Here is a 21,597-nt window from a genome sequence, read left to right on the forward strand (position 1 = left end):
CGAGCGCGCCACCCGCTCCGGGTCGCAGATCGTGGCCGCGACCTGCGCCGCGGCCTCGTCGGACACCCCGGCGCGGTCGAAATTCCGCAGGTTGCGGACCAGCGCGAAGACACCCATCGACGGGATGACCGTCTCCCACGCGGCCTTGTCCATCGGGCCCTGGAGCCAGCCCGCCAGCGCTTCCCACGTCATGCCGGCGGCGGCGATACGGCTGCTGCCGTCGGTGCCGTCGGTGCCGTCGGTGCCGTCGGTGCCGTCGGTCCGGTCACCGCCACCGCTCCCGAGGAGGCCGCGGCGGTTCCCGACCGGCACGGCCATCAGCTCGGCCCGGCCGCGGACGATCCGCAGCGCGGCCGGGATGTCGTCGCCGCGGCCGTGTCGCCGGTCGATGGCGTGCTTGAACAGGTCGCCCTGCCAGGGCTTGTCGGCGGCAGGCGAGGGGTGGACGAGTTCGAGGACGTCACCGAAGCGGTAGCCCTTGGACTCGGTGTCGTACTTCAGCAACGACCGCTCGCTGTACAGGCGTTGTACGGCGTCGGCGACACCGCGCTTGACGGGCTTGGGAAGCCGGCGGCCGAACGTCGAGGTCCAGTAGGCGAGGAACTCGCCGGGCTCGTCGGGCCGTTGGAGCACCGAGTCGACGACCTGCCGGGAGTAGCCGGGCGCGTCGTTGCGCAGCCGCTCGGCGGTGAACTCCGCGGCGCCGACCAGCGCCGCCGTGCGCATGTTGCCGTCGCCGCGCAGCCAGGCAAGGAGCGCGGCCGTCCACCGCGGGTCCTCGATCGCCAGTCGGCGGACCAGCCGCTGGTACCGGTCGTCGCGGTCGCCGCCCTTCTCGTAGAAGGTGTCGGTTCCCACAACGTTGGATATCGCGAGCAGGAAGAGCTCGGACCGCGGGTCGCGCAGGTGGCCGGAGCCGCCCTCCGCCGTCACGGTCCGCGCGCCGGACGTGGTCACGGGCGACGTGGCCCGCGGCTTGACGCCGCGCTGATTGAAACGAGACATGGAAGAGTCCCCCCGCGTCGGAGGGGAAGCCCAGCGGGGCGGTGTCCGAGATCAGGGGTCGACGACGGGAACAATGCGCTCTGGGCCGCTGAGCTACGGGGTTTCACGCCCGGTGGGATTCGAACCCACGTCTCACCATGAACAGTGGAAGTACCCGTTGTCCGCGCACCGGACACCGCCGATGCTGCGCCCCCCGAGATCAGGACGGCCGCGGTTCTGCGGGGTTCGAACCCCGCCCACCGGAGTGGTTCTACCACAAAGAAGTAACCGCGACCTGCGCACCGGGAGGTGCTGTTGTCGATCGTCAGCATAGCCACGTGCCCCGAACGTGCCGACTGATTTAGACGTCGTTTCCTTTGGTGCTGGTTGTCGTTGAGCAGTGCATGACGGATCTGGTGGAACGGTTGGTGCCGGAGGACCTGTGGGTGCTGTTTCGGCGGGTGGTGCCTCCCACCGAGGTCAAACGTCATCAGGGCGGAGGCCGACGGCGGGCAGGTGACCGGGAGGCGCTGGCGGCGATCATCTTCGTGGCAACATCGGGCTGCACCTGGCGGCAGCTTCCGCCGGTCTTCGGCCCGGCCTGGCCCACGGTCTACCGGCGTTTCGCCCAGTGGAGCAAAGCGCGGGTCTGGGCCAGACTCCACCGCGTCATCCTTGACGAACTGGGCGCCTGCGGTGAGCTGGACTGGTCCAGGTGCGCAGTCGACTCCGTCAACGTCAGAGCCGCGAAAGGGGGCCTCTGACGGGACCGAATCCGACCGGCCGTGGCAAGAATGGATCGAAGATCCACCTTGTCACCGATCGCGACGGACTGCCCCTCTCCCTCGGAATCTCCGCCGCCAACCTCCACGACAGCCAGGGACTGATACCGCTCGTGCGCGGCATCCGCCACCGCATTGCCCGCAGGGGCATCGAGTCCTCACAACGCCTGGGGCGGCACCGCTGGGTGGTTGAGCGGACCGTTTCCTGGCTGGCCAGCTGCCGCCGGCTCCACCGCCGCTACGAACGCACAGCCGAGCACTTCCTCGCCTTCACTGCCATAGCCGCCGCCCTGATCTGCCACCGCCGACTCGCACGACGCGCGTAAATTCGCTGGTCAGACGTATTCCTGGGCAGGCAGGATGCCCTCATGGACCAGCTCGCCACAGTCGCCTGGCAGTACGTCGTGCGTTTGATCTTCCCGGAGGACTTGCCGATGGCGGCGGCCCACCTGCTGGCTGACGGATACGACTCTCCCTCGCTGTGTGAACTGGCGGGCCTTTCCCGACGGGCGGAGACAGCAGAGATCGACGAACTCTTCGACCGGGCGATGGCGGAGCTCGGAGTCCGGATCCCCGATGGCGAGACCGCTGAGCGCTGTCTCCTGCACCACATGGCGACACGGCTATGCGCCGGTGCAGTATCGCCGAGGGTCGCAGCGGCTCGAATCTGGCAGGGGCTCGCGTCGCAGACGAAGGCCGAGCGTGAATTCGTCCAGGCCGTGGGCGAGGAGTACTACCTCGACTACCTGTCTCATGAAGGTCTCCGAGCCTGGGAGAACGCCGTACTCCTCACAGCACAGACCCTGGCCCAGGCAGCGTTTCCAGTCGCAGAGTGACCGAAGCCCCCAAGACGCCTGTCGCCAAATCGGCTCACACAGCCATAAGAAACGACGTCTAAGCCGCGCGGGCCGCACCGGCCGCGGCTCGCGGGTCGGTAAACCCGTCCGCCCGTGGGTCCGTGAACCCGTGAGCCCGTGAGGCGGTCCGCCCGTGGGTCAGGACAGCACGCGGTGCCGGAAGTTGCGCAGGCCCAGGGTGAGGAAGACGGCGCAGGCGGCGATCAGGACCGGGTAGACGGCGAAGAGCGACATGTGGGTGGACTCGGTGAAGGCGGCGCGCATGCCCTCGGTGATGTAGATGAGCGGGTTGACCAGGACCAGGATCTGGAGCCAGTGGAAGCCGCCGAGGTGGACGAGGGAGAGCTTCGTCCACTGGTAGTAGGTGCCGCCGAGGAAGACCAGGGGCAGGACGACGAAGCCGAACATGACGCCGATGTTCTGCGGCTGGAAGGTAGTGCCGAGCATCAGGCCGAGCGAGGTCATGGCGACGCAGGCGAGCGGGATCAGGGTGACCACGATCCACCAGTGGACGGTGAGATGGGCGTGGACGCCGGGCGCGTGGACGACCGCGGCGATCGGGAAGACGATGACCGCCGAGATCAGGGCCTGGACGGCGCCGGACAGCACGCGGGCGACGGCGACCAGCCAGATCGGGCAGGGCGCCTGCACCCGGTCCTCGATCTCGCGGGTGTAGCCGAACTCCTGTGACATCTGGATCGCGACGGACTGGATGCCCTGGAACATGATGCTGATGGCGACGACACCGGGCACGAGGACGGTGGCGAAGTCCGACTCGCCCGTCGAGCCCCCGGCGCCGCCGATGCCCTGCCCGATGGTGGGGAAGACGTAGAGGAAGACGAAGACCAGCAGGAACGGCTGGACGAGTGTCCGGGCGACGAACTGCCCGAAGCTCTTCCACAGCACCCGCAGGTCCCGCCGGACGAGCGCGCCGAGGGCGGTACGGCTGGCGGCGGCCACGGAACGGCTCGGCCGTACGGTGACCGGGCGGTGCGTCGGGGACAGCGGCTGCGAGGGTCCGGCCGGTGGTGCGGTCATTCCCTCAGCTCCTTGCCGGTGAGGCTGATGAACACGGTCTCCAGGGAGCTGCGCACGATCGACAGGTCGACCAGTTCGAAGCCGCCCCGCTCGGTGCTGGCGACCACGCGCGGCAGCAGGCGTTCGTCGCCCTGGACCTGGAGTTCGACGCCGCCGTCGACCAGCCGGGTGCGGACGGCGCCCTCGATGTCCCGGGTGAGGCGGGCGGCGAGGGCTTCGTGGTCGCCACTGGCCAGCACGGTGACGATGGTGTCGGCGCCGACTCCCTGCTTGAGGGCTTCCGGTGTGTCGAGGGCGAGGATCTTCCCGTGGTCGATGATCGCCACCCGGTCGCAGAGCTGGTCGGCCTCTTCCATGTTGTGCGTGGTGAGCACGATGGTCTGGCCGTCGGCGATGAGCCCGGCCAGGATCTCCCACAGCGCGAGTCTGCTCTGCGGATCGAGACCGGCCGTCGGTTCGTCCAGGAAGAGGACGGCCGGGCGGTGCATGATCGCGCGCGCCACCAGCAGCCGCTGCGCCATGCCGCCCGACAGGTTGCCCACAGGAGAGGCGGCCCAGCGCGACAGACTGAAGCGTTCCAACGACTCGTCGGCCAGTTCGCGCGACCGTCCGGCGGAGATCCCGAACAGCAGCCCGTGGTAGTAGAGGTTCTCCCACACCGTCAGCGAGCGGTCCAGGGTGTTCTGCTGCGTCACGACCGCGATGACCTGCTTGGCCAGCGCGGGCTGCGCGACGACGTCGATGTCCCCGACGTACGCCTTCCCGCCGGTGGGGACCACGCGCGTGGCGAGCATGCCGATGGTGGTGGTCTTCCCCGCGCCGTTGGGTCCGAGGAGTCCGAAGAACTCCCCGGCGTAGACCTCGAGGTCGAGGCCGTCGACCGCCATGACGGGCGCTTTGGGATACCGCTTGGTGAGCCCGACCGTACGGATCACCGGGGGCCGTCCGCCGCCGGGGCCCGTCCGCTCCACCGCCGCCTCGACCGCCATGTCCCACCTCCCGGCTCCGCTCGACCCGCATGCCCGTCCGCCGCCCGGCCCGCGCCCGTCGGCTGCCCGATCCGTGCGCCCGCTGCTCTCGTCATCGAAACACGCCCCCGTCCGCGCGGCCCGCGACAACGGTCCGACCGGGGGACGTCGGCCGACGCGGGCGGGGGCGTTTATGATGATCGCGAAAAGCGGACCGCCCGCCTCCCGGCGGGGTCCCCGACCGCCGTCGCGGGGGCTGTGAGCGGCCCGAGGAGCGGGGCCGGGGAACAGGACCGGCGCATATGCCCAATGGCCGCGGATTCCCGAAGTGGCAGTACACGGTTGCGAAGAGCCAGTAAAGGACCCATTCGGGAAACTCGTACAGGATTCAAGGGAATGACGGCGTGAATTCATTCATTCTCACACCATCCGGGTGTTCTGAACATTGATCCGGAGGCGGCCAATAGGGTCTCCGGCGGGTCCGGCCGAGGGCCGCGGGCCGGGCGGGCAGGGGGGACAGCGCATGACCGATACCCCACGGGCGGACATACCGGATTCGCAGCCGGAACGTCGCCGTATGTGACGGGGAAAGACGGACAGGACGCTACTTACGGGGAGTGTCGCGACACAAGGCGGCGGGTCGGCGCGCGGCGGGGATCGGCGCCGAAGTGCGGCCCCGGGAGGAAGTCGATGACGCACTCATGTCACACGCGCCCCACTCACCCCAGTGGCTCTCTTCGAAATCAACCATGCTGCTATGGACATCTTGATTTGTGCTGCGTCATGAATGAGAATTCGTCCAATTGAGCGGCACGGAGTACACGCAATAGAGGCCCGCCGCGCACACCGGGGCCTCGCGCGGCGGGACAGCGCACTCACCCGCTCCGTTACCGACAGTAGCCGGGGGTAAATCGTTGGAGTTCTGCATACTCGGGCACCTCGAAGTCTCGGCGAACGGGCGCCCGGTGCAACTCGGCGGTGCCCGCGAGCGGACGGTACTGGCGATGCTGCTCATCGAGGCCGGTCATGTGATCCCGGTGGAACGGCTCATCGACGCCGTGTGGGGCGACGACCCGCCGGCGACCTCGCGTGGGCAGATCCAGATCTGTATCTCCAACCTGCGGCGGCGCATCCTCGCGGGCGGCGGCGAGGACCTGATCGAGACCCGACGGCCCGGCTATCTGCTGCGGGTCCCCGCGGGCACACTCGACCTGCACCGGTTCGAGGCCGAAGTCCACGAAGGGCAGGCGGCGTTGGCGGCCGGGGACCCGGCCGGGTCGGCCCGCATCCTGCGGGACGCGCTGCAACTGTGGCGCGGTCCCGCGCTCGCCGACGTGGACAGCACGCTGGTGCAGCAGGGAGTGGGGCGGCTCAACGAGCGGCGGCTCGCCGTGCTCGGCGAGAGTCTGAAGTCCGGGCTGATCGCGGGTGAACAGCACCGGCTGATCGGCGAGTTGACGTCCCTCGCGGCCGAGTATCCGCTGCACGAGCACTTCAGGGCGCTCCTGATGATCGCGCTCTACGCGGCGGGGCGGCAGGCGGAGGCGCTGGACGCGTACCGCAAGGTGCGTGAGGAATTGCAGAGCGAACTGGGCATCGACCCGGGCAGTGAACTGCGCGGCCTGCACCGGGCGATGCTCGCCGGTACGTTTTCGCTGCCGGGCGCGGAGCCGGACGAGACGACGTCGGGGCGTTCGACGAGCCGGGACAGCCGGGACCACGACGGTCAGGGGCGTCAGCCGCAGCACCGCGAAGACCAGCGGCGCGACGATCAACACCGTGACGACCAGCGGCGCGACGAACAGCGCCGGGACGACCAGCGGCGCGATGATCAAAGGCGCGACGCCCCCCGCCGGGACGACTACCGCCGGGACGAACGCCGACGCGACGAGCAGCGCCGCGACGAACACGGGCGGGACGAACACGGGCGGGACGACCCGCGCCGTGACGACTACCGCGCGGACGAGCACCGGCGCGACGAACCCCGCCGCGATCAGTGGGACCGCATGGAGCGGGACCGCGACGACCGGTACGGAGACCGGGACGATCCGACGGGCAGCGCGCCCGCGGAGTCGGCCCGGCCGCCCACCTCGGCGGGCGCCCCCATGCCCGGCGCCCGCGCCGACCCGGAGGGCGCCTCGGACCAGGCGCGCGGTCAGGCCGAAGGGCAGTCGCCGCACCAGCCGCCGGCCGAGGAGCCCAAGCGGCGCGCGCCGAGCCTGCTGCCCGCCGACATCCCGGACTTCACCAGCCGCAGCGAGACCGTGAACGACATCGTGCGGCAGATCGGCGGCGACCAGCGCCACCGCAGCGACCAGGCGGTGCCCGTCTGCGTGATCGTCGGACAGGGCGGCGCGGGCAAGACGACGCTGGCCGTGCATGTCGCGCACCTGCTCACCCAGGACTTCCCCGACGGCCAGCTCTTCGCGCACCTGCGGGTCGGCGACCGTCCGGCGAACCCGTCCGACATCCTGGAGCGCTTCCTGCGGGCGCTCGGTGTCGTCGGCCCCAGCCTGCCCAAGTCCCTTGAGGAACGCGCCGAGCTCTTCCGCGACCTGGTCAGCGGGCGGCACGTACTGGTCGTGCTGGACGACGCCATGACGGAGCGTCAGGTCACCTGGCTGCTGCCCGGAAGCGCCGACTGCTCGGTGATCGTGACGAGCCGTCAGCGGCTCACCGGACTGCCCACCGCGGGCCGGGTGGAGATCGGCGCGCTCAGCGAGAGCGGGGCCGCCGCGCTGCTCGCCCGCTACATCGGTGAGGCGCGGGTGGTCGCGGAGGCGGAGAGCGTCACCGAACTCTCCCAGCTCTGCGGCCGGTTGCCGCTGGCGTTACGGATCTCGGCGGCGCGGCTGGCGGCCCGTCCGCACTGGAGCGTCGCCGACCTCGTCGACCGGCTGCTCGACGAGTCCCGCAGGCTGGACGAGTTGAACCACGGTGAGATGCAGGTCAGGGCCAGCATCTCGCTGACGTACGACAGCCTGCCGGACGACGCCCGGCTGCTCTTCCGCCGTCTCGCCCTGCTCGACGTGCCCAACTTCGCGGCCTGGGTGGGCTCCCCGCTGCTCCAGGTCGACGTGCTGCGCGCGCAGGAGGCGCTCGAAGTCCTGGCGGAGGCGTATCTGATCGACGCCACGCCAGGTCCCGGCGGCCATGTCCGCTACAGCTTCCACGACATCATGCGGCCCTTCGCGCAGGAGCGGCTGGCGGAGGAGAGTTCCGAGGAGCGGCTGGGCGCGCTGGAGCGCTGGCTCGGCGCGCTGCTGTCGCTGACCGGTGAGGCGCACCGCCGCGAGTACGCGGGCGGCTATCTGGAACGGCGCAGTTCGGCGGAGCGCTGGCGGCTGCCCGACCGGCTGGTGGAGCGGCTGCTGTCCGACCCGCTGGCCTGGTACGAGCAGGAGCGTACGTCGATCGTGGCGGCCGTGCGGCAGGCGTCGGCGGCCGGACTCGTCGAGCACTGCTGGGACCTGGCGCTCAGCTCGGTGACGCTCTTCGAGGCGTACTCGTACTTCGGCAACTGGCGCGAGACGCACGAGATCGCGCTCAAGGCGGCCTGCCGGGCGGGCGATCAGCACGGCGAGGCGGCGATGCGCTACTCGCTGGGCTCACTGCACATGTTCGAGCAGAGCACGGACCCGGCGATGCGGCAGTTCGAGCGGGCGCACACGCTCTACCACGAACTCGGCGACGAGCACGGCGCGGCGCTCGTACTGCGCAACATGGCCTATCTGGACCGGCTGACCGGTGACATCGCGTCGGCGCAGGAGCGGTGGGAGGAGGCGCTGGGCGTCTTCCAGGTCACCGGCGACCGGATCGCCGAGGCGCACGTCCTGCACAACATGGCCCAGGTGCACGTGGACTGCGGTGAAACGGCCACGGCGCTGCGGCTGTTGGAGCGCGCCGAGGCGATCTGCCACGAGGTCGGCAACCGCCGGGTCACCGCTCAGGTGCAGAACCGGCTGGGCGCGCTGCACCTGCGGGTCGGGCGGCTGGACGACGCGCATGTCGCCTACACGCGTGTGCTGGACAGTGTGCGGGTGACCGGCGACAAGGTCGGCGAGTGCTACGCGCTGCTGGGTCTGGCGACGGTCGACCTGCGCCGCGGCGAGCCGGGTTCCGCGCGGGCGATGCTGACCGAGGCGCTCGAACTGGCGGTACAGGCCGGCGCCCGCATGGTGGAGAGCCGGATCGCGCTGGCGCTCGCCGAGGCGCTGCTCACCTCGGACGTCGAGGCGGCGCCAGAGTACGTCGAGCGCGCGCTGACCGGCTTCGAGGCGATCGGCGCGACGTTGGACAAGGCGCGCGCGATGGTGCTGCGCGGCCGGGTGCACGCGGCGTCCGGCCGTCCGCAGGGCGCGCGTGCCGACTGGCAGGCGGCGGCGGGCATGCTGACCGGGCTGCGGACGGACAAGGGCGGTGTCGCGCTGGTCGAGGAGGTGCGGCGGCTGCTGCGTACGCTGGCCGACGGGGGCGCCGACGCGGGTGTCGCGGCGGCGCAGCTTCCGGCGGAGGCCGAGCTGCACAGCTGAACGGCTTAGGAGTCGCCGGGGAGTTGGGGGAACGCCAGCTCCCGGCAGGGGGCCTGCCGGGTCGGCGGTGTTTCCGGTCGGCGTGAAGGTGCGGCCGACCGGGCGTCGTGGAGCGGGGGCGCCCGCCGGTGCGGGCAGGGAGAATCCGGGCAGCCGGTAGCACCGGGTGTCACGGGGTGGAAGGCGCCCAGCCGTGTGGGCGGCCCGGGGTCACGGGCGTCATGGTGCGGAGGTACCCGAGAGCGCGGGCGGGTGGGGGTGCCGGATCTCCGACGGTGCGGGATGCCCGTGTCGGCACGGGCTTCGTGGGGAGACGATTCGCCGGATCGAACCGGGGCGCCGTGAGAAAGGGCTCATCCGGCCGACCGAGCGGCGGTCGTCGTGGGGTGGAGCTGGGGAAGCGATGGTGCGCGGTGCGGTGGTACGGGGTGCCGGGCCGCGAGGGCCGCGGCGGAGGTCAGTCCCAGATGGTGTTGTCCGTGGAGGCGGTGGGGGTGGGGGTCGGCTTCGGCGTTCCGCCGTCGACACGTACGACCGAGGTGTGGCCGTTCGTGGACGAGTGCGTCGAGGTGACCGCGACGGCGACGCCGCCCGTGAGGGTGACGAGCAGGGCGGCGGCGGTGATGCTGCGGCGGAAGGCGCGAACCGTCATGATGCCATCTCCAAGTCTGTGGGGCCGCCGGTTCAGGTGTCCCGGTGGCTCGATGACTTCATGGTTCGGTGGACCGCTTTCGGTCCGTCCTCGCCCGGCTATCACGGTCGCTATCACGGCGCTCTCACCCGACCGCCGCAGGTCGGCGCGGGGCTCGGCGCGGCGGTCCGGCTCTCGCCCCGCCCTCGTTTCGCTATCGTCGGGGGCCGCCGGTCCTATCGTCCCGGGCCGCCGGAGCGATGGCGGAACGATAGGGGCATCCCCCAACGTCGTGGCCACCCAGGCGCGACACCGCAAAAGGCGCGCCCGAACCCGGAGGCGGGACCCCGTGAGTCTTTGCGTGCACATCGTGGACAGTGCGTTCGGCGTACCGGCAGCGGACGTCGACGTCCTGCTGCGCCAGCCCGCCGGAGACGACTGGCGTGAGCTGGTGCGCGGGCGCACCGGTCAGGACGGCCGGCTGGCGATGCTCGGTGACCGGAACATCCAGCCGGGCATCTACCAGGTGGTCTGCGACCTGGACGCGTACTACGCCGTCCTCGGCTCGCTGCCCCTGCACCCCCGGGCCATCGTCGAGTTCCGGGTGACCGAGTCCGACGCGGACATCCACCTGCCGATCGTGGTCTCCACGCACTCCTTCCTGAGCTACCGCGGCGCCTGAGGCACCACGACTACCCCTTGGCGAGGGCCGGTTGACGCGGGAACAGATCGGCTCCCAGCTCCCCCCTCGCCCGTCCGTCGTCCAGCAGGGCGCCGACCGTGGCCTCCGGCTCGGTGGCCGCGCGCAGCGCCCCGAGCGCGATGGTCCGCAGGACGGCGGTGACATCCTCCTCACCGAGCACGTCGGGGTCGGACCGCAGCGTCAGCTCCACCTGGTGAGCCCCTTCGGCGTTGACCCGGAGATAGAACGGGTGACCCGCCTCGCGGGCCGGGGGCGTCCAGGTCAGGGACGCGCCGGACGGGACATCGGCCCGGTCCCGCGCCGGTACGGGCGGCGGTGACGATGCCGACGGTACGTCGGCGGACGGCTCCGATTCCGCCACGTAGTTGAACCAGCAGTCGTGGACGAAGAGCGAGCCGTCCGGCCCCGGTGCCTCGGCGGCCAGCCGCGCCGCCGCGTCGACGTCGTAACTGCCGTGGCGGTAGGCCAGCAGCGAGCTGAGATGCGCGCGCTTGAGGAAGCCGGACAGCGGCGCGTCCGGGTCCACCGCGCAGAGCAGCGGCACCAGTTGGTTCATGGTGCTGACGACGGGCTGCCACAGCGGGTCGAAGCGGTTGGCGCACATCAGGCTCAGCATGATCCGGTTCCGGGACAGCACTCCGGAAAGGGCCGCGCCGGTCAGCGCGGTCAGAACGCTCTGCGGCGACACCCGGTGTGCGGAGGCGGCGTCCGCGACCAGCGCGGCGAGCCGCGGGGAGCGCAACGTCGCCTGGATGCGGCGCTCGTCGGAACCGGGCGTCCGGGCGGGCAGATTGCTCAGCGGGCCGCCCGCCAGGATCTTCTTCCAGTACTTCTCGGCGCCGCGGCGGTGGCCCGCCCAGGCGTCGCCGTGCTGGAGGACGGCCAGCTCGCGCGGCGCGGGCCCCGGCCGGCCGTCGGCCGCCGGGTCCCCGCCGCCCCTGGCCGCCAACTCCTTGAGCTGCCGTTCCAGTTCGCGGATCGCCCAGACGTCCACCACCATGTGCGACATCGACACGGCCAGATAGCGGGGGCGGCCCGCGGCGCATATCAGCGTGCCGTGCCAGCCGGGGTCGCCCACGACGGGGAAGGGCCGCGCGTACAGCTCACGCAGCACCCGCGCGCCGTCCTGCGGGGTCACCGACGGCAGGTCCAACCGGTCCAGCCGGAGCGGGACTTCGGGGTGGACGCGCTGGAAGGGCCGGCCGTCGGCATCGGTGTGGAACGTCGTCCGCAGGCTGTCGTGACGGTACGTCAGGACGCGCAGGGCACGGTCGATCGCGGGCGCCTGAAGTCCCTCGACGTCCCACAGGGCGGGGACGTTCACCTCCATCAGCCGGTCGGTGGCGAAGGTTTCTATCGATCGCCAGGTCGACAACTGGCCGAAGGTGAGCGGGGCGTCGACGGGCATGGTCCCTCCGTGGCATGAGGTGGGGCACGAGGCGTGGCGTGAGGCGGTGGTCCGGCGTGGCGTGAGGCGGTGGCGCGGCGCGAGGTGAGGCGCCGACGGGGTTTCGGGGCGGCGGTCGGACGGCGGTCGTGCGGCAGGCGTGCGGCGGTCGTGCGCCGAAAAGCGGTCGGTGATCGGTGGTCGGCGGGCTGCGGGCTCCGGGCCGCGCTACGGGTTCGCGTACGGCCCCTCCCCCCGCGCCCGTCGGCGCGGGGAGGAAGGTGACGAGCCGCGCGGCGCGTGGAACGCGACGGCTCAGCGACAGACGGTGCCGCGCGCGTGGCTCACGGCCGTGCAGACGACCCGGGTGCAGACCACCCGCGTACAGACCACCTTGCGCATTTGCTTCACCTCCTCCCGCACCTCGCTCCTGACGGTTTTCCGGCGGCCCTTTCGCCGCATCACACACTTATTCATGGGTCGCTTCTCCTTGTCCATACGCGCGCGTTGGCATCAAGTTCGCGGTATTCCCTGCCACCGCGTTCGGGGCGAACTTACTTGACCCGCCAGGGCCGTGGAGTCCACGCTTCTGCCATGCCCGGAACAGCCGGGGCCACCGGTGAAGACCACGCCGGCCGCCCCGGTCGTATTTCCCGGTCCTGAGCAGCGGAATGCGTTTACCGAACCGTCAGGGCCCGCGAAGAGAAACACGAAGAAGAAATTCACGGCAATGCGCCGCAGTGCGTGCGATGCCGGGCGATGCGTTCTGGAACAGCCAATCCTCGAAAGGTGGGTCATGTCCGCTCTGACTGAACGGTCCACGGCCGCGGAGCCGGTCGCCGTCATCGGCATGTCCTGCCGGCTGCCCGGCGCGAAGAGCCCCGAGGAGTTCTGGCGGCTGCTGAGCGAAGGCCGCGAAGCGGTCGGCGAGGCCCCGGCGGACCGGCGCCAGGCGGACGGTACGGCGGGATCGACGGCGGACGGTGCCGCGGACGGCACGGGCCGGGCCGGGCGCGGCGGATACATCGCCGACGTGGACCGTTTCGACGCCGCCTTCTTCGGCCTCTCCCCGGCCGAGGCCGCGGCGATGGACCCGCAGCAGCGGCTCGTCCTGGAGCTGGCGTGGGAGGCGATCGAGCACGCCCGGATCGTCCCCTCGACCCTGCACGGCACGGCGGCCGGAGTCTTCATCGGCGCCATCACCGGCGACTACGCGCTGGTCCACGACCGGCTCGGCGGCCAGGGGATCAGCAGGCACAGCGTCACCGGCACCCACCGCAGCATCATCGCCAACCGGGTCTCGCACCTGCTCGGCCTGCGCGGCCCCAGCCTCACCGTCGACTCCGGCCAGTCCTCCGCCCTGGTCGCCGTGCGGCTGGCCTGCGAGGAGCTGCGTCGCGGCACCGCGCGGACGGCGCTGGCGGGCGGGGTGAACCTGAATCTGCTCGGCGAGAGCGACCGGGCCCTGGAGCGCTTCGGCGCCCTGTCCCCCGACGGCCGCTGCCACACCTTCGACGGCCGGGCCAACGGTTACGTACGCGGCGAGGGCGGCGGTGTGGTCCTCCTCAAGCCGCTGTCGGCCGCGCTCGCCGACGGCGACACCGTGCACTGCGTCATCCTCGGCGGCGCCGTCAACAGCGGCACAGGAGAGCACCTGACCGTTCCCGACTCCGAGGCGCAGCGCGAGGTCGTCCGGCTGGCCTGCCGCGACGCGGGAGTCGCGCCCGCCGAGATCGCCTACGTGGAGCTGCACGGCACCGGTACGGCGGTCGGCGACCCGATCGAGGCGGCCGGTCTCGGGGCCTCGCTGGAGACCGAGTCCCGGGTGGCGCACGGCGCCCCGCCGCTGCTGGTCGGCTCGGCCAAGACCAACGTCGGCCACCTGGAGGGCGCGGCCGGCATCGTCGGTCTGCTGAAGGTGGCGCTCAGCATCGGCCACCGCACGCTCCCGCCCAGCCTGAACTTCACCTCGCTCCACCCGGCCATCGCGGCCGAGCAGCAGGGCATCGAGGTGGTCACCGCCGCCCGTCCGTGGCCCGGCTCCCCCGACAGCCGCCCGACCGCGGGCGTCAGCGCCTTCGGTATGGGCGGCACCAACTGCCACCTGATCCTGGCGGCGGCGCCCGAGACCGCGCCGAACGAGACCGTGGCGCCCCAGACCGTGCCGAACGAGACCGCGGCGCCCCGGACCGTGCCGAACGAGACCACGCCAAACGAGACCGTCGCGGACGACAGCCCCGAGGTCCGCCGCGACTGCGACGCCGACGCGGCCCCGGCCACCCCCTGGCTCCTGTCGGCCCGCTCCCCGCGCGGCCTGACCGCCCAGGCGGACCGGCTCGCCGCCCACCTCGCCACGCGCCCCGACGTACCGGCGCGGGACGTCGCGCTGTCCCTGCTGCGCACCCGCTCGGCCTTCGACCACCGCGCCGTCGTCCTCGGCGCGGGACGCCCCGAACTGGACACACTGCTCGGCGAGTTGGCGGCGGGCCGACCCCACAGCGAGGTCATCACCGGGCACACCGCGACCGGCGGCGTGGGATTCGTCTTCCCGGGCCAGGGCTCCCAGTGGTGGGGCATGGCGCGCGAACTGCTGGAGATCGACGGCCCGTTCGCCGACCGGATCGCCGAGTGCGCCCGCGCGCTGGCCCCGTACACCGACTACGACTTGGTGGACGTGGTGCGCGGTGCGCCCGGCGCGCCCGGCTTCGAGCGGCTCGACGTGGTGCAGCCCGCGCTGTGGGCCGTGATGGTCTCGCTCGCCGAGGTGTGGCGCGCGGCCGGGGTCGAACCGGACTTCGTCATCGGCCACTCGCAGGGCGAGATCGCCGCCGCGACCGTCATCGGCGCGCTCTCCCTGGACGACGGGGCCCGTGTGGTGGCCCTGCGCAGCCAGGTGCTGCTCCAGGTCACCGGCGGCCGGATGCTGTCGGTGTCCGCGCCGCTCGCCATGGTCGAGGAACGGCTGGCGGCCTACGGGGCGGCGACCCTCAGCGTGCTCAACAGCCCCACCTCCGCGGTCGTCTCCGGACCGCTGGACACGCTCACCGAGCTGGCCGCGAGCTTCGACGCCGACGGCTTCCGCACCAAGGTCCTCAAGATCGACTACGCCTCGCACTCCCCCGCCGTGGAAGTCATCCGCGAGCAGGTGCTCGACGTGCTCGCACCGGTCCGGCCGGTCGCCGTCGACACCCCCTTCTACTCCTCGCTGACCGGCGGCCGGGTCGAGGACACCTCGGAGCTCGACGGCGACTTCTGGTACCGCAATCTGCGCCACGCCGTCCGCTTCACCGACGCCACCCGCTCCGCGCTCGCCGACGGCAACGGCCTGTTCGTCGAGTGCAGCCCGCACCCGGTGCTGCGGCACGCGATCGAGGAGACCGCGGAGGAGGCGGGCCACGAGGCCGCCTCCGTGCCCACCCTGCGCCGCGAGGAGGGCGGCCCCGCGCAGGTGCTGCGCGCCCTCGCCGGTGCCTACGTACACGGCGCCGACGTCGACTGGGCGCCCGTCGCGGCCGTACCGGGAGCCCGTACGACGGACCTGCCCACGTACGCCTTCCAGCGCGAGCGGCACTGGCTGGGCGGGGCGCCGATCCTCGGCGCGGCGGCCGGTCCCGGTGCCGCCGGCACCGCGGGACCCTCGGACGCGGCCCCGGCGCCCGTGGCGGTCCGCACTCCCGAGGCCGTACGCGATCTGGTCACCGCGAGCACCGCCGCGGTCCTCGGGCACGCGGACGGCAGCGCGATCGACCCGCGCCGCAGCTTCAAGGACCTCGGCCTGGACTCGCAGGGCACCGTCGAGCTGCGCAACCGGCTCAAGGACGCCACCGGTCTGAAGCTGCCGACGACGCTGCTCTTCGAGTTCCCGACGCCGAAGCGGCTGGCCGAGCGACTGGCCGAGCTGACAGCGCGGTTGACGCCGCTGACGCCCGAGGCGGACGGCGCGGGCGTCCGGCCCGCCCCCAACAGCGTGACCAGCGACGGCACTTCCGCCGACACCGCTGCCGACACCGGTACGTCCGCCGGTTCCAGCGTCGACCCCGACGCGCCCGAGCCGATCGCCGTCGTCGCCATGAGCTGCCGCTACCCCGGCGGGGTCAGTACCCCGGAGGAGCTGTGGCAGCTCGTCGCGGACGGCACCGACGCGGTCACCGGGCTGCCCGCCGACCGCGGCTGGGACCTGGACGCACTGCTCGGCGCGGGCCCCGACCGGCCCGGCGCCCTGACCACCGTCGGCGGCGGATTCCTGCACGAGGCACCGGAGTTCGACGCCGCCTTCTTCGGCATCAGCCCCCGCGAGGCGCTCGCCATGGACCCGCAGCAGCGGCTGCTGCTGGAGACGTCGTGGGAGGCCGTCGAGCGGGCGGGCATCGACCCGGCCACGCTCGCCGGGCAGCCGGTCGGCGTCTTCTTCGGCTCGATGGCCTCCGACTACGGCCCCCCGCTGCACCGGCCGAACGGCGGCGGTGACGGCCACCTGCTCACCGGTACGGCGCTCAGCGTCATCTCCGGCCGGGTCGCGTACACCCTCGGCCTGCGCGGCCCCGCGCTGACCGTCGACACGGCCTGCTCGTCCTCCCTGGTCGCCCTGCACCTGGCGGTCCGCGCCCTGCGCGGCGGCGAGTGCCCGATGGCGCTGGCGGGCGGCGTGACGGTGATGTCGACGCCCGGCAATCTGGTGGAGTTCAGCAGGCAGCACGGACTCGCCGCGGACGGCCGGGCCAAGGCGTTCTCGGCCGACGCGGACGGCACGTCCTTCTCCGAGGGCGCGGGGGTGCTGCTGCTGGAGAAGCTCTCCGACGCCCGCCGCAACGGCCACCCGGTGCTCGCCGTCATCCGCGGCACCGCCGTCAACCAGGACGGTGCGAGCAACGGCCTCACCGCGCCCGACGGTCAGGCCCAACGCGCCCTCGTGCGCCAGGCGTTGGCCGACGCGCGGCTCACGGCCGACGACGTCGACGCCATCGAGGCGCACGGCACCGGCACCTCCCTCGGCGACCCCGTCGAGGCCAACGCGCTGATCGACACCTACGGCAGCGCCCCGGGCGGCGGCGACCCCGCCGCCGCGCGACCGGTCTGGCTCGGCTCGGTGAAGGCCAACATCGGTCACACGCAGGCCGCCGCGGGTGTGGCGGGCGTCATCAAGATGGTGCAGGCGCTGCGCCACGAGACGCTGCCGCGCACGCTGCACACCGACGAGCCGACGCCGCGCGCCGACTGGGACGCCGGACGGATCAGGCTGCTCACCGAGCAGCGGGCCTGGCCGCGCGGGGAGCGGGTCCGCAGGGCCGCCGTCTCTTCCTTCGGCATCAGCGGCACCAACGCCCACGTGGTCGTGGAGGAACCGGCCGCGGCCGACCTTCCCGCCGAGCGGACGGACCGTCAGGAAACTCCGGCACAGGGCCTGTTGGCCTGGCCGGTCACCGCCCGCACCCCCGAGGCGCTGCGGCACCAGGCCCAGCGGCTGACCGGCGCCGTCGCCGACAGGCGTCCCGAGGACGTCGCCCGCACGCTGGCCGCCCGTACCGTCTTCGAGCAGCGCGCCGTCGTCCTCGGCGCCGGAACCGACGAGCTGATCGCGGGGCTGCGCGCCCTCGCCGACGGCGACCCGGCCGGGCCCGGCACCGTCTCCGGTACGGCCAGGGGCCGCGCCCGGACGGCGCTGCTCTTCACCGGCCAGGGCGGCCAGCGGCTCGGCATGGGACGCGAACTGCACGCCGCCTTCCCGGTGTTCGCGGCGGCGTACGACGAGATCTGCGCGGCCTTCGACCCCTACCTCGACCGCCCGCTGCGCGAGGTGCTGTGGGCCGAGCCCGACGGACCCGACGCGGTCCTGCTGGACGAGACCCGCTACACCCAGCCCGCGCTCTTCGCCTTCGAGACGGCCGCGTGGCGGCTGCTGCGCTCCCTCGGCGTCGAGGCCGACGTCGTGGCGGGGCACTCGGTCGGCGAGTACGCGGCGGCCTGCGCGGCCGGGGTGTGGCAACCGGCCGACGCCGTACGGCTGGTGGCCGCGCGTGGCCGGCTGATGCAGGAACTCCCGCGCGGCGGAGCGATGTTCGCCGTCGCAGCGAGCGAGGAGGAGATCCGCGGCACGCTGGCGGAGCCGCGGTACGCGGCGCGGGCCGTGGGCCTGGCCGCCGTCAACGGCCCGCTGAGCTGCGTGATCTCCGGCGAGGAGCAGACCTGCGAGGCCATCGCGCGGCAGTGGGCCGACGCGGGCCGCCGCACCAAGCGGCTCACCGTCAGCCACGCCTTCCACTCGCCGCTGATGGACCCGATGCTCGACGCCTTCCGGCGGGAGATCGCCGCGACCACCCTCGCCGAACCCCAACTCCCTTACGAGGCCGCCCTGGGCGCCGACCGCTCCTGGACCGACCCCGCCTACTGGGTGGACCAGATCCGGGACACGGTGCTCTTCGCGCCGGTCGTGGACCGGCTGGCCGCCGCCGGTACCGGCGTGCTGTTCGAGGTCGGACCGCAGGCGGTGCTCACCCCGATGGCCCGCGAGAGCCTGGCCGGGCGGCCCGGCAGCGTCGTACCGCTGGTCCGGCGCGGCCGGGACGAACAGGACGCGCTCCTGCGGGGCCTGGCCGAGGCGTTCGCCGCCGGAGCCACCGTCGACTGGGCCGCCACCGCGGCGGACGGCGCCCGTACCGAGCTGCCCACCTACGCCTTCGACCGGCGCCGGTTCTGGCTCACCGACGCGGGGCCCGACGCGGGCTCGACCGCCCGCACCTCGCTGCTGCGCCGCGCGACCACCGTCGCGGCCGACGGCGGCCACCTGCTCGGCGGACGGCTCTCGCTGCGCTCCACGCCGTGGCTGGCCGACCACGCCATCGGCGGCACCGCCGTCGTCCCCGGTACGGCGCTGGTCGAATGCGCCCTCCAGGCGGCGGAGTTGGCCGGGGCCGAGGCGGTCGGCGGACTCACCCTGCTCACCCCGCTGGTCCTGCCGCCACTGGGCGCGGTCGAGGTCCAGGTCGCCGTCGGCGGCGAGGACGCGGACGGGCGGCGCGCGCTGACCGTGCACGCCAGGCCCGCCGACGACACCGACGCGCTGTGGACGGCGCACGCCACCGGCCACCTGACGGCCTCGGCGGACGCCACCCCCGACGACGGCTGGGCCGCGGTCTGGCCGCCGGCCGGAGCCGAGACGGTCGACCTCACCGACGTGTACGGGCGGCTCGCCGCCGCGGGTTACGGCTACGGCCCCGCCTTCCAGGGCCTCACCGGCGCCTGGCGTGCGGGCGACGACCTCTACGCGGAGGTCCGGCTGCCCGAGGACGTACGGTCCGCCGCGGCCGACTTCGCCGTGCACCCGGCCCTGCTCGACGCCGCCCTGCACATCCTCGTCCTGGAGGCCAGGAACGCCTCGTCGGCGGGCCGCCCCGTCCCCTTCTCCTTCACGTCCGTCACCGTCCCCGCGCCCGGAACCGACGCCCTGCGCGTACGGCTCACCGCGAGCGACGCCTCCGGCGACGGCACCCGGATGTCCCTGTGCGACACGGCGGGACGCCCGGTGGGCGAGGTGACGGTGAGCATGCGCAACGCCCCCGAGGGCTTCGGCCTCACGGCGACCTCGGCCCCCAAGGACATCGGCCTGTACGACATCGCCTGGGTCCCGGCCGCCGCGTCCCCGGCCCCGTCCTCCGAGGACTCAGCGCCCTGGGCGGTGCTCGGCTCCGCCGCCGCCGAACCCGTGGCCGCGGCCCTGCGCTCCTCCGGCCGCCCCGCCTCGGTACTCGCCGACCTCGACACCCCCCGCACGGGCGCGGCCCCGGCCGTCCTGGTCATCCCGGCACCCGAGGACCCGGCGCACGGGGACCCGACGCCCGAGGGCCCGACATCCGAGGAACCGACGTCCGAGGAACCGGCAGCGTCCGGCGGCCTCCCCTCGACCGTGCGCCGCGTCCTCGCGGACACCCTCGACCTCGTACGGCGACGCGTCGCCGACCCCGAACTGGCCGGCACCCGGCTGCTCTTCCTCGCCGACCCCGACTCGCTGACCGGCGGCCCGCTCTGGGGCCTGATCAGGTCGGCCCAGACCGAGCACCCCGACGCCTTCGCCCTGGCGGACGCGAGCGGTACGGCGCCGGACGAATGGCCGCTGCTGGCAGCCGCGTTGCACCAGGCGGAACCCCAGACGGCCGTCCGCGACGGCGCCCTGCTGGTCCCCCGGCTCACCCTCCGCGAGACCGAGACCCAGACCGAGACCCACACCAGCACCGGCACCGGCACCGGCACCGGCACCGGCACCGAGCCGGTCGACGGCGCGCGGACCGTGGACACCCCGGACCCCGGAAGCGCCCTCGGCACCGGCACGGTCCTGATCACCGGCGGTACCGGCGGACTCGGCGCGCGCCTCGCCGCGCACCTCGTGGCACGGCACGGCGCGCGGGACCTGCTCCTGGTCTCGCGGCGCGGCCCGGCGGCCGAAGGGGCCGACGAGCTGGTCGCCGCGCTCGAAGCGCGCGGCGCGGCCGTACGGGTCGCGGCGTGCGACGTGGCGGACCGGGCGGCGCTGACCGCGGTGCTGGACTCGATCGCGGACGACAAGCCGCTGACCGCGGTGGTGCACACCGCGGGCGTGCTCGACGACGGCGTGGTCGCGCGGCTCGACGGTGAGCGGCTGGGGAATGTGCTGCGGCCCAAGGCGGACGCGGCGTGGCTGTTGCACGAGGCGACGGCGGACCTGCCGCTGGCGGCGTTCGTCCTGTACTCGTCCGTGGCGGGCGTGCTCGGGACGGCGGGGCAGGCGGGTTACGCCGCCGCCAACGGCTTCCTGGACGCGCTGGCCGTCCACCGCAGGGCGGCGGGGCTGCCCGCGACCTCGGTCGCGTGGGGCCTGTGGTCCGCGGAGGCCGGGATGGCCACGGCGCTGAGCGCGGTGGACCAGGCACGGCTGGCACGGATCGGCACGCTGCCGCTCGGCCAGGAGGAGGGTCTGGCGCTCTTCGACGCGGCGCTGGCCGCCGACCTGGCGGGCGGCCGTACGGTGGCGGCCCGTTGGGACCTGACCGGACTGCGGGCCCGCGCGGCCTCCAGCGGGTCACCCGTACCGCCGCTGCTGCGCGGCCTGGTGCCGGCGCCGCGCCCGGCCCGCCGGACGGCCTCCGTCCGGCCCGCCGCCGCGACCGGTGCGACGGCGCCCGCGCCCGCCGCGGGTCAGGGCGGACTCGCCGGGAAGCTGGCGGGGCTCGACCGGGAGGCGGCGCACGCGGTGCTGCTCGACCTGGTCAGGGAGCGCGCCGCGCTCGTCCTCGGGCACGACAGGGCCGACCGGATCGAGGTCGACCGGCCCTTCACGGAGCTGGGCTTCGACTCGCTGGCCGCGGTGGAACTCCAGGAGGGCCTCGGCCGGATGACCGGCGTGCCGCTCCCGGCCACGCTGACCTTCGACCACCCGACCGTCGCGGACGTGGCGGCCCGGCTCGCCGCGGACTTCGCACCGGCCGAGCCCGTACCGGCGGGCGACCGGCTGTGGGGCACCCTCGGCGACGCGCTGTCCGCGCTGCTCGACGGCGGCGCCGCGGCCGAGGGCCCGGCCGACCCCGACGAGCGCGACCGCACCGAGGCGCTGCTCCAGGCGGCGCTGAGCCGGCTGCGCGACGGCGGCGAGGGACCGGGGCGGCTCCTGAGCCCGGCACTGCCCGGCGGCGGCCTCGAAACCGTCTCGGACGAGGACCTCTTCGACTTCATCGACAACCAACTCTGA

8 protein-coding genes and 2 pseudogenes are annotated in these 21,597 nt (G+C 73.2%); 5 read left to right on the top strand and 5 right to left on the bottom strand.

Translation table 11 applies throughout. The features are described 5' to 3' along the window. Nucleotides 1–9: 9 nt before the first annotated feature. A pseudogene (locus ACFZAM_RS14550) lies at nt 10–1,005 on the bottom strand (TROVE domain-containing protein); the annotation flags it as partial. Between the two features lie 383 nt (nt 1,006–1,388). Here ACFZAM_RS14550 and ACFZAM_RS14555 point away from each other — a divergent pair. Together ACFZAM_RS14555 and ACFZAM_RS14560 are read left to right on the top strand one after the other, a co-directional pair. Then, a pseudogene (locus ACFZAM_RS14555) lies at nt 1,389–2,092 on the top strand (IS5 family transposase). A 42-nt stretch (nt 2,093–2,134) separates the two neighbouring features. Then, on the top strand, nt 2,135–2,602 hold the full coding sequence (locus tag ACFZAM_RS14560) for a hypothetical protein (protein ID WP_391045979.1): 468 nt from the start codon (nt 2,135–2,137) through the stop codon (nt 2,600–2,602). Nucleotides 2,603–2,761: 159 nt separating this feature from the next. Here ACFZAM_RS14560 and ACFZAM_RS14565 read toward each other — a convergent pair whose 3' ends face one another. Both ACFZAM_RS14565 and ACFZAM_RS14570 read right to left on the bottom strand, forming a co-directional pair. Continuing rightward, a complete protein-coding gene (locus ACFZAM_RS14565; protein ID WP_355341444.1) occupies nt 2,762–3,661 on the bottom strand; it encodes an ABC transporter permease in 900 nt (299 codons plus the stop codon). After that, nucleotides 3,658–4,650, bottom strand: coding sequence for an ATP-binding cassette domain-containing protein (locus ACFZAM_RS14570; RefSeq protein WP_391045981.1), 993 nt, complete (start codon nt 4,648–4,650; stop codon nt 3,658–3,660). Before ACFZAM_RS14570 ends, ACFZAM_RS14565 begins: the two co-directional genes overlap by 4 nt. Nucleotides 4,651–5,543: 893 nt before the next feature. On the opposite strand from ACFZAM_RS14570, the gene ACFZAM_RS14575 reads away from it, so the two are divergent. Then, nucleotides 5,544–9,161 (top strand): BTAD domain-containing putative transcriptional regulator, encoded by a 3,618-nt coding sequence (locus ACFZAM_RS14575; protein ID WP_391045983.1) that lies wholly within the window; start codon nt 5,544–5,546, stop codon nt 9,159–9,161. A gap of 457 nt (nt 9,162–9,618) precedes the next feature. Here the strand turns inward: ACFZAM_RS14575 and ACFZAM_RS14580 are convergent, their stop codons facing one another. Further along, entirely contained in the window at nt 9,619–9,813 is a 195-nt protein-coding gene (locus tag ACFZAM_RS14580; protein WP_188281614.1) for a hypothetical protein, read from the bottom strand. A 52-nt stretch (nt 9,814–9,865) separates the two neighbouring features. Between ACFZAM_RS14580 and ACFZAM_RS14585 the strand changes: the two genes are divergently transcribed. Beyond that, nucleotides 9,866–10,474 (top strand): hydroxyisourate hydrolase, encoded by a 609-nt coding sequence (locus ACFZAM_RS14585; RefSeq protein ID WP_391045985.1) that lies wholly within the window; start codon nt 9,866–9,868, stop codon nt 10,472–10,474. Nucleotides 10,475–10,484: 10 nt separating this feature from the next. Here ACFZAM_RS14585 and ACFZAM_RS14590 read toward each other — a convergent pair whose 3' ends face one another. After that, nucleotides 10,485–11,903, bottom strand: a complete 1,419-nt coding sequence (locus tag ACFZAM_RS14590) for a condensation domain-containing protein (RefSeq protein ID WP_391045987.1) — start codon at nt 11,901–11,903, stop codon at nt 10,485–10,487. A gap of 775 nt (nt 11,904–12,678) precedes the next feature. Here ACFZAM_RS14590 and ACFZAM_RS14595 point away from each other — a divergent pair. Further along, nucleotides 12,679–21,597, top strand: coding sequence for an SDR family NAD(P)-dependent oxidoreductase (locus ACFZAM_RS14595; RefSeq protein WP_391045989.1), 8,919 nt, complete (start codon nt 12,679–12,681; stop codon nt 21,595–21,597).

It is taken from the genome of Streptomyces sp. NPDC008079 (assembly GCF_042957385.1).
Taxonomy (GTDB): Bacteria; Actinomycetota; Actinomycetes; order Streptomycetales; family Streptomycetaceae; genus Actinacidiphila.

What these genes read in the sequence shown, in the direction of transcription:
- ACFZAM_RS14580 (WP_188281614.1), bottom strand. Translation starts at nt 9,813, where the DNA reads ATGACGGTTCGCGCCTTCCGCCGCAGCATCACCGCCGCCGCCCTGCTC.
- ACFZAM_RS14570 (WP_391045981.1), bottom strand. Translation starts at nt 4,650, where the DNA reads ATGGCGGTCGAGGCGGCGGTGGAGCGGACGGGCCCCGGCGGCGGACGG.
- ACFZAM_RS14585 (WP_391045985.1), top strand. Translation starts at nt 9,866, where the DNA reads ATGACTTCATGGTTCGGTGGACCGCTTTCGGTCCGTCCTCGCCCGGCT.
- ACFZAM_RS14590 (WP_391045987.1), bottom strand. Translation starts at nt 11,903, where the DNA reads ATGCCCGTCGACGCCCCGCTCACCTTCGGCCAGTTGTCGACCTGGCGA.
- ACFZAM_RS14560 (WP_391045979.1), top strand. Translation starts at nt 2,135, where the DNA reads ATGGACCAGCTCGCCACAGTCGCCTGGCAGTACGTCGTGCGTTTGATC.
- ACFZAM_RS14595 (WP_391045989.1), top strand. Translation starts at nt 12,679, where the DNA reads ATGTCCGCTCTGACTGAACGGTCCACGGCCGCGGAGCCGGTCGCCGTC.
- ACFZAM_RS14565 (WP_355341444.1), bottom strand. Translation starts at nt 3,661, where the DNA reads ATGACCGCACCACCGGCCGGACCCTCGCAGCCGCTGTCCCCGACGCAC.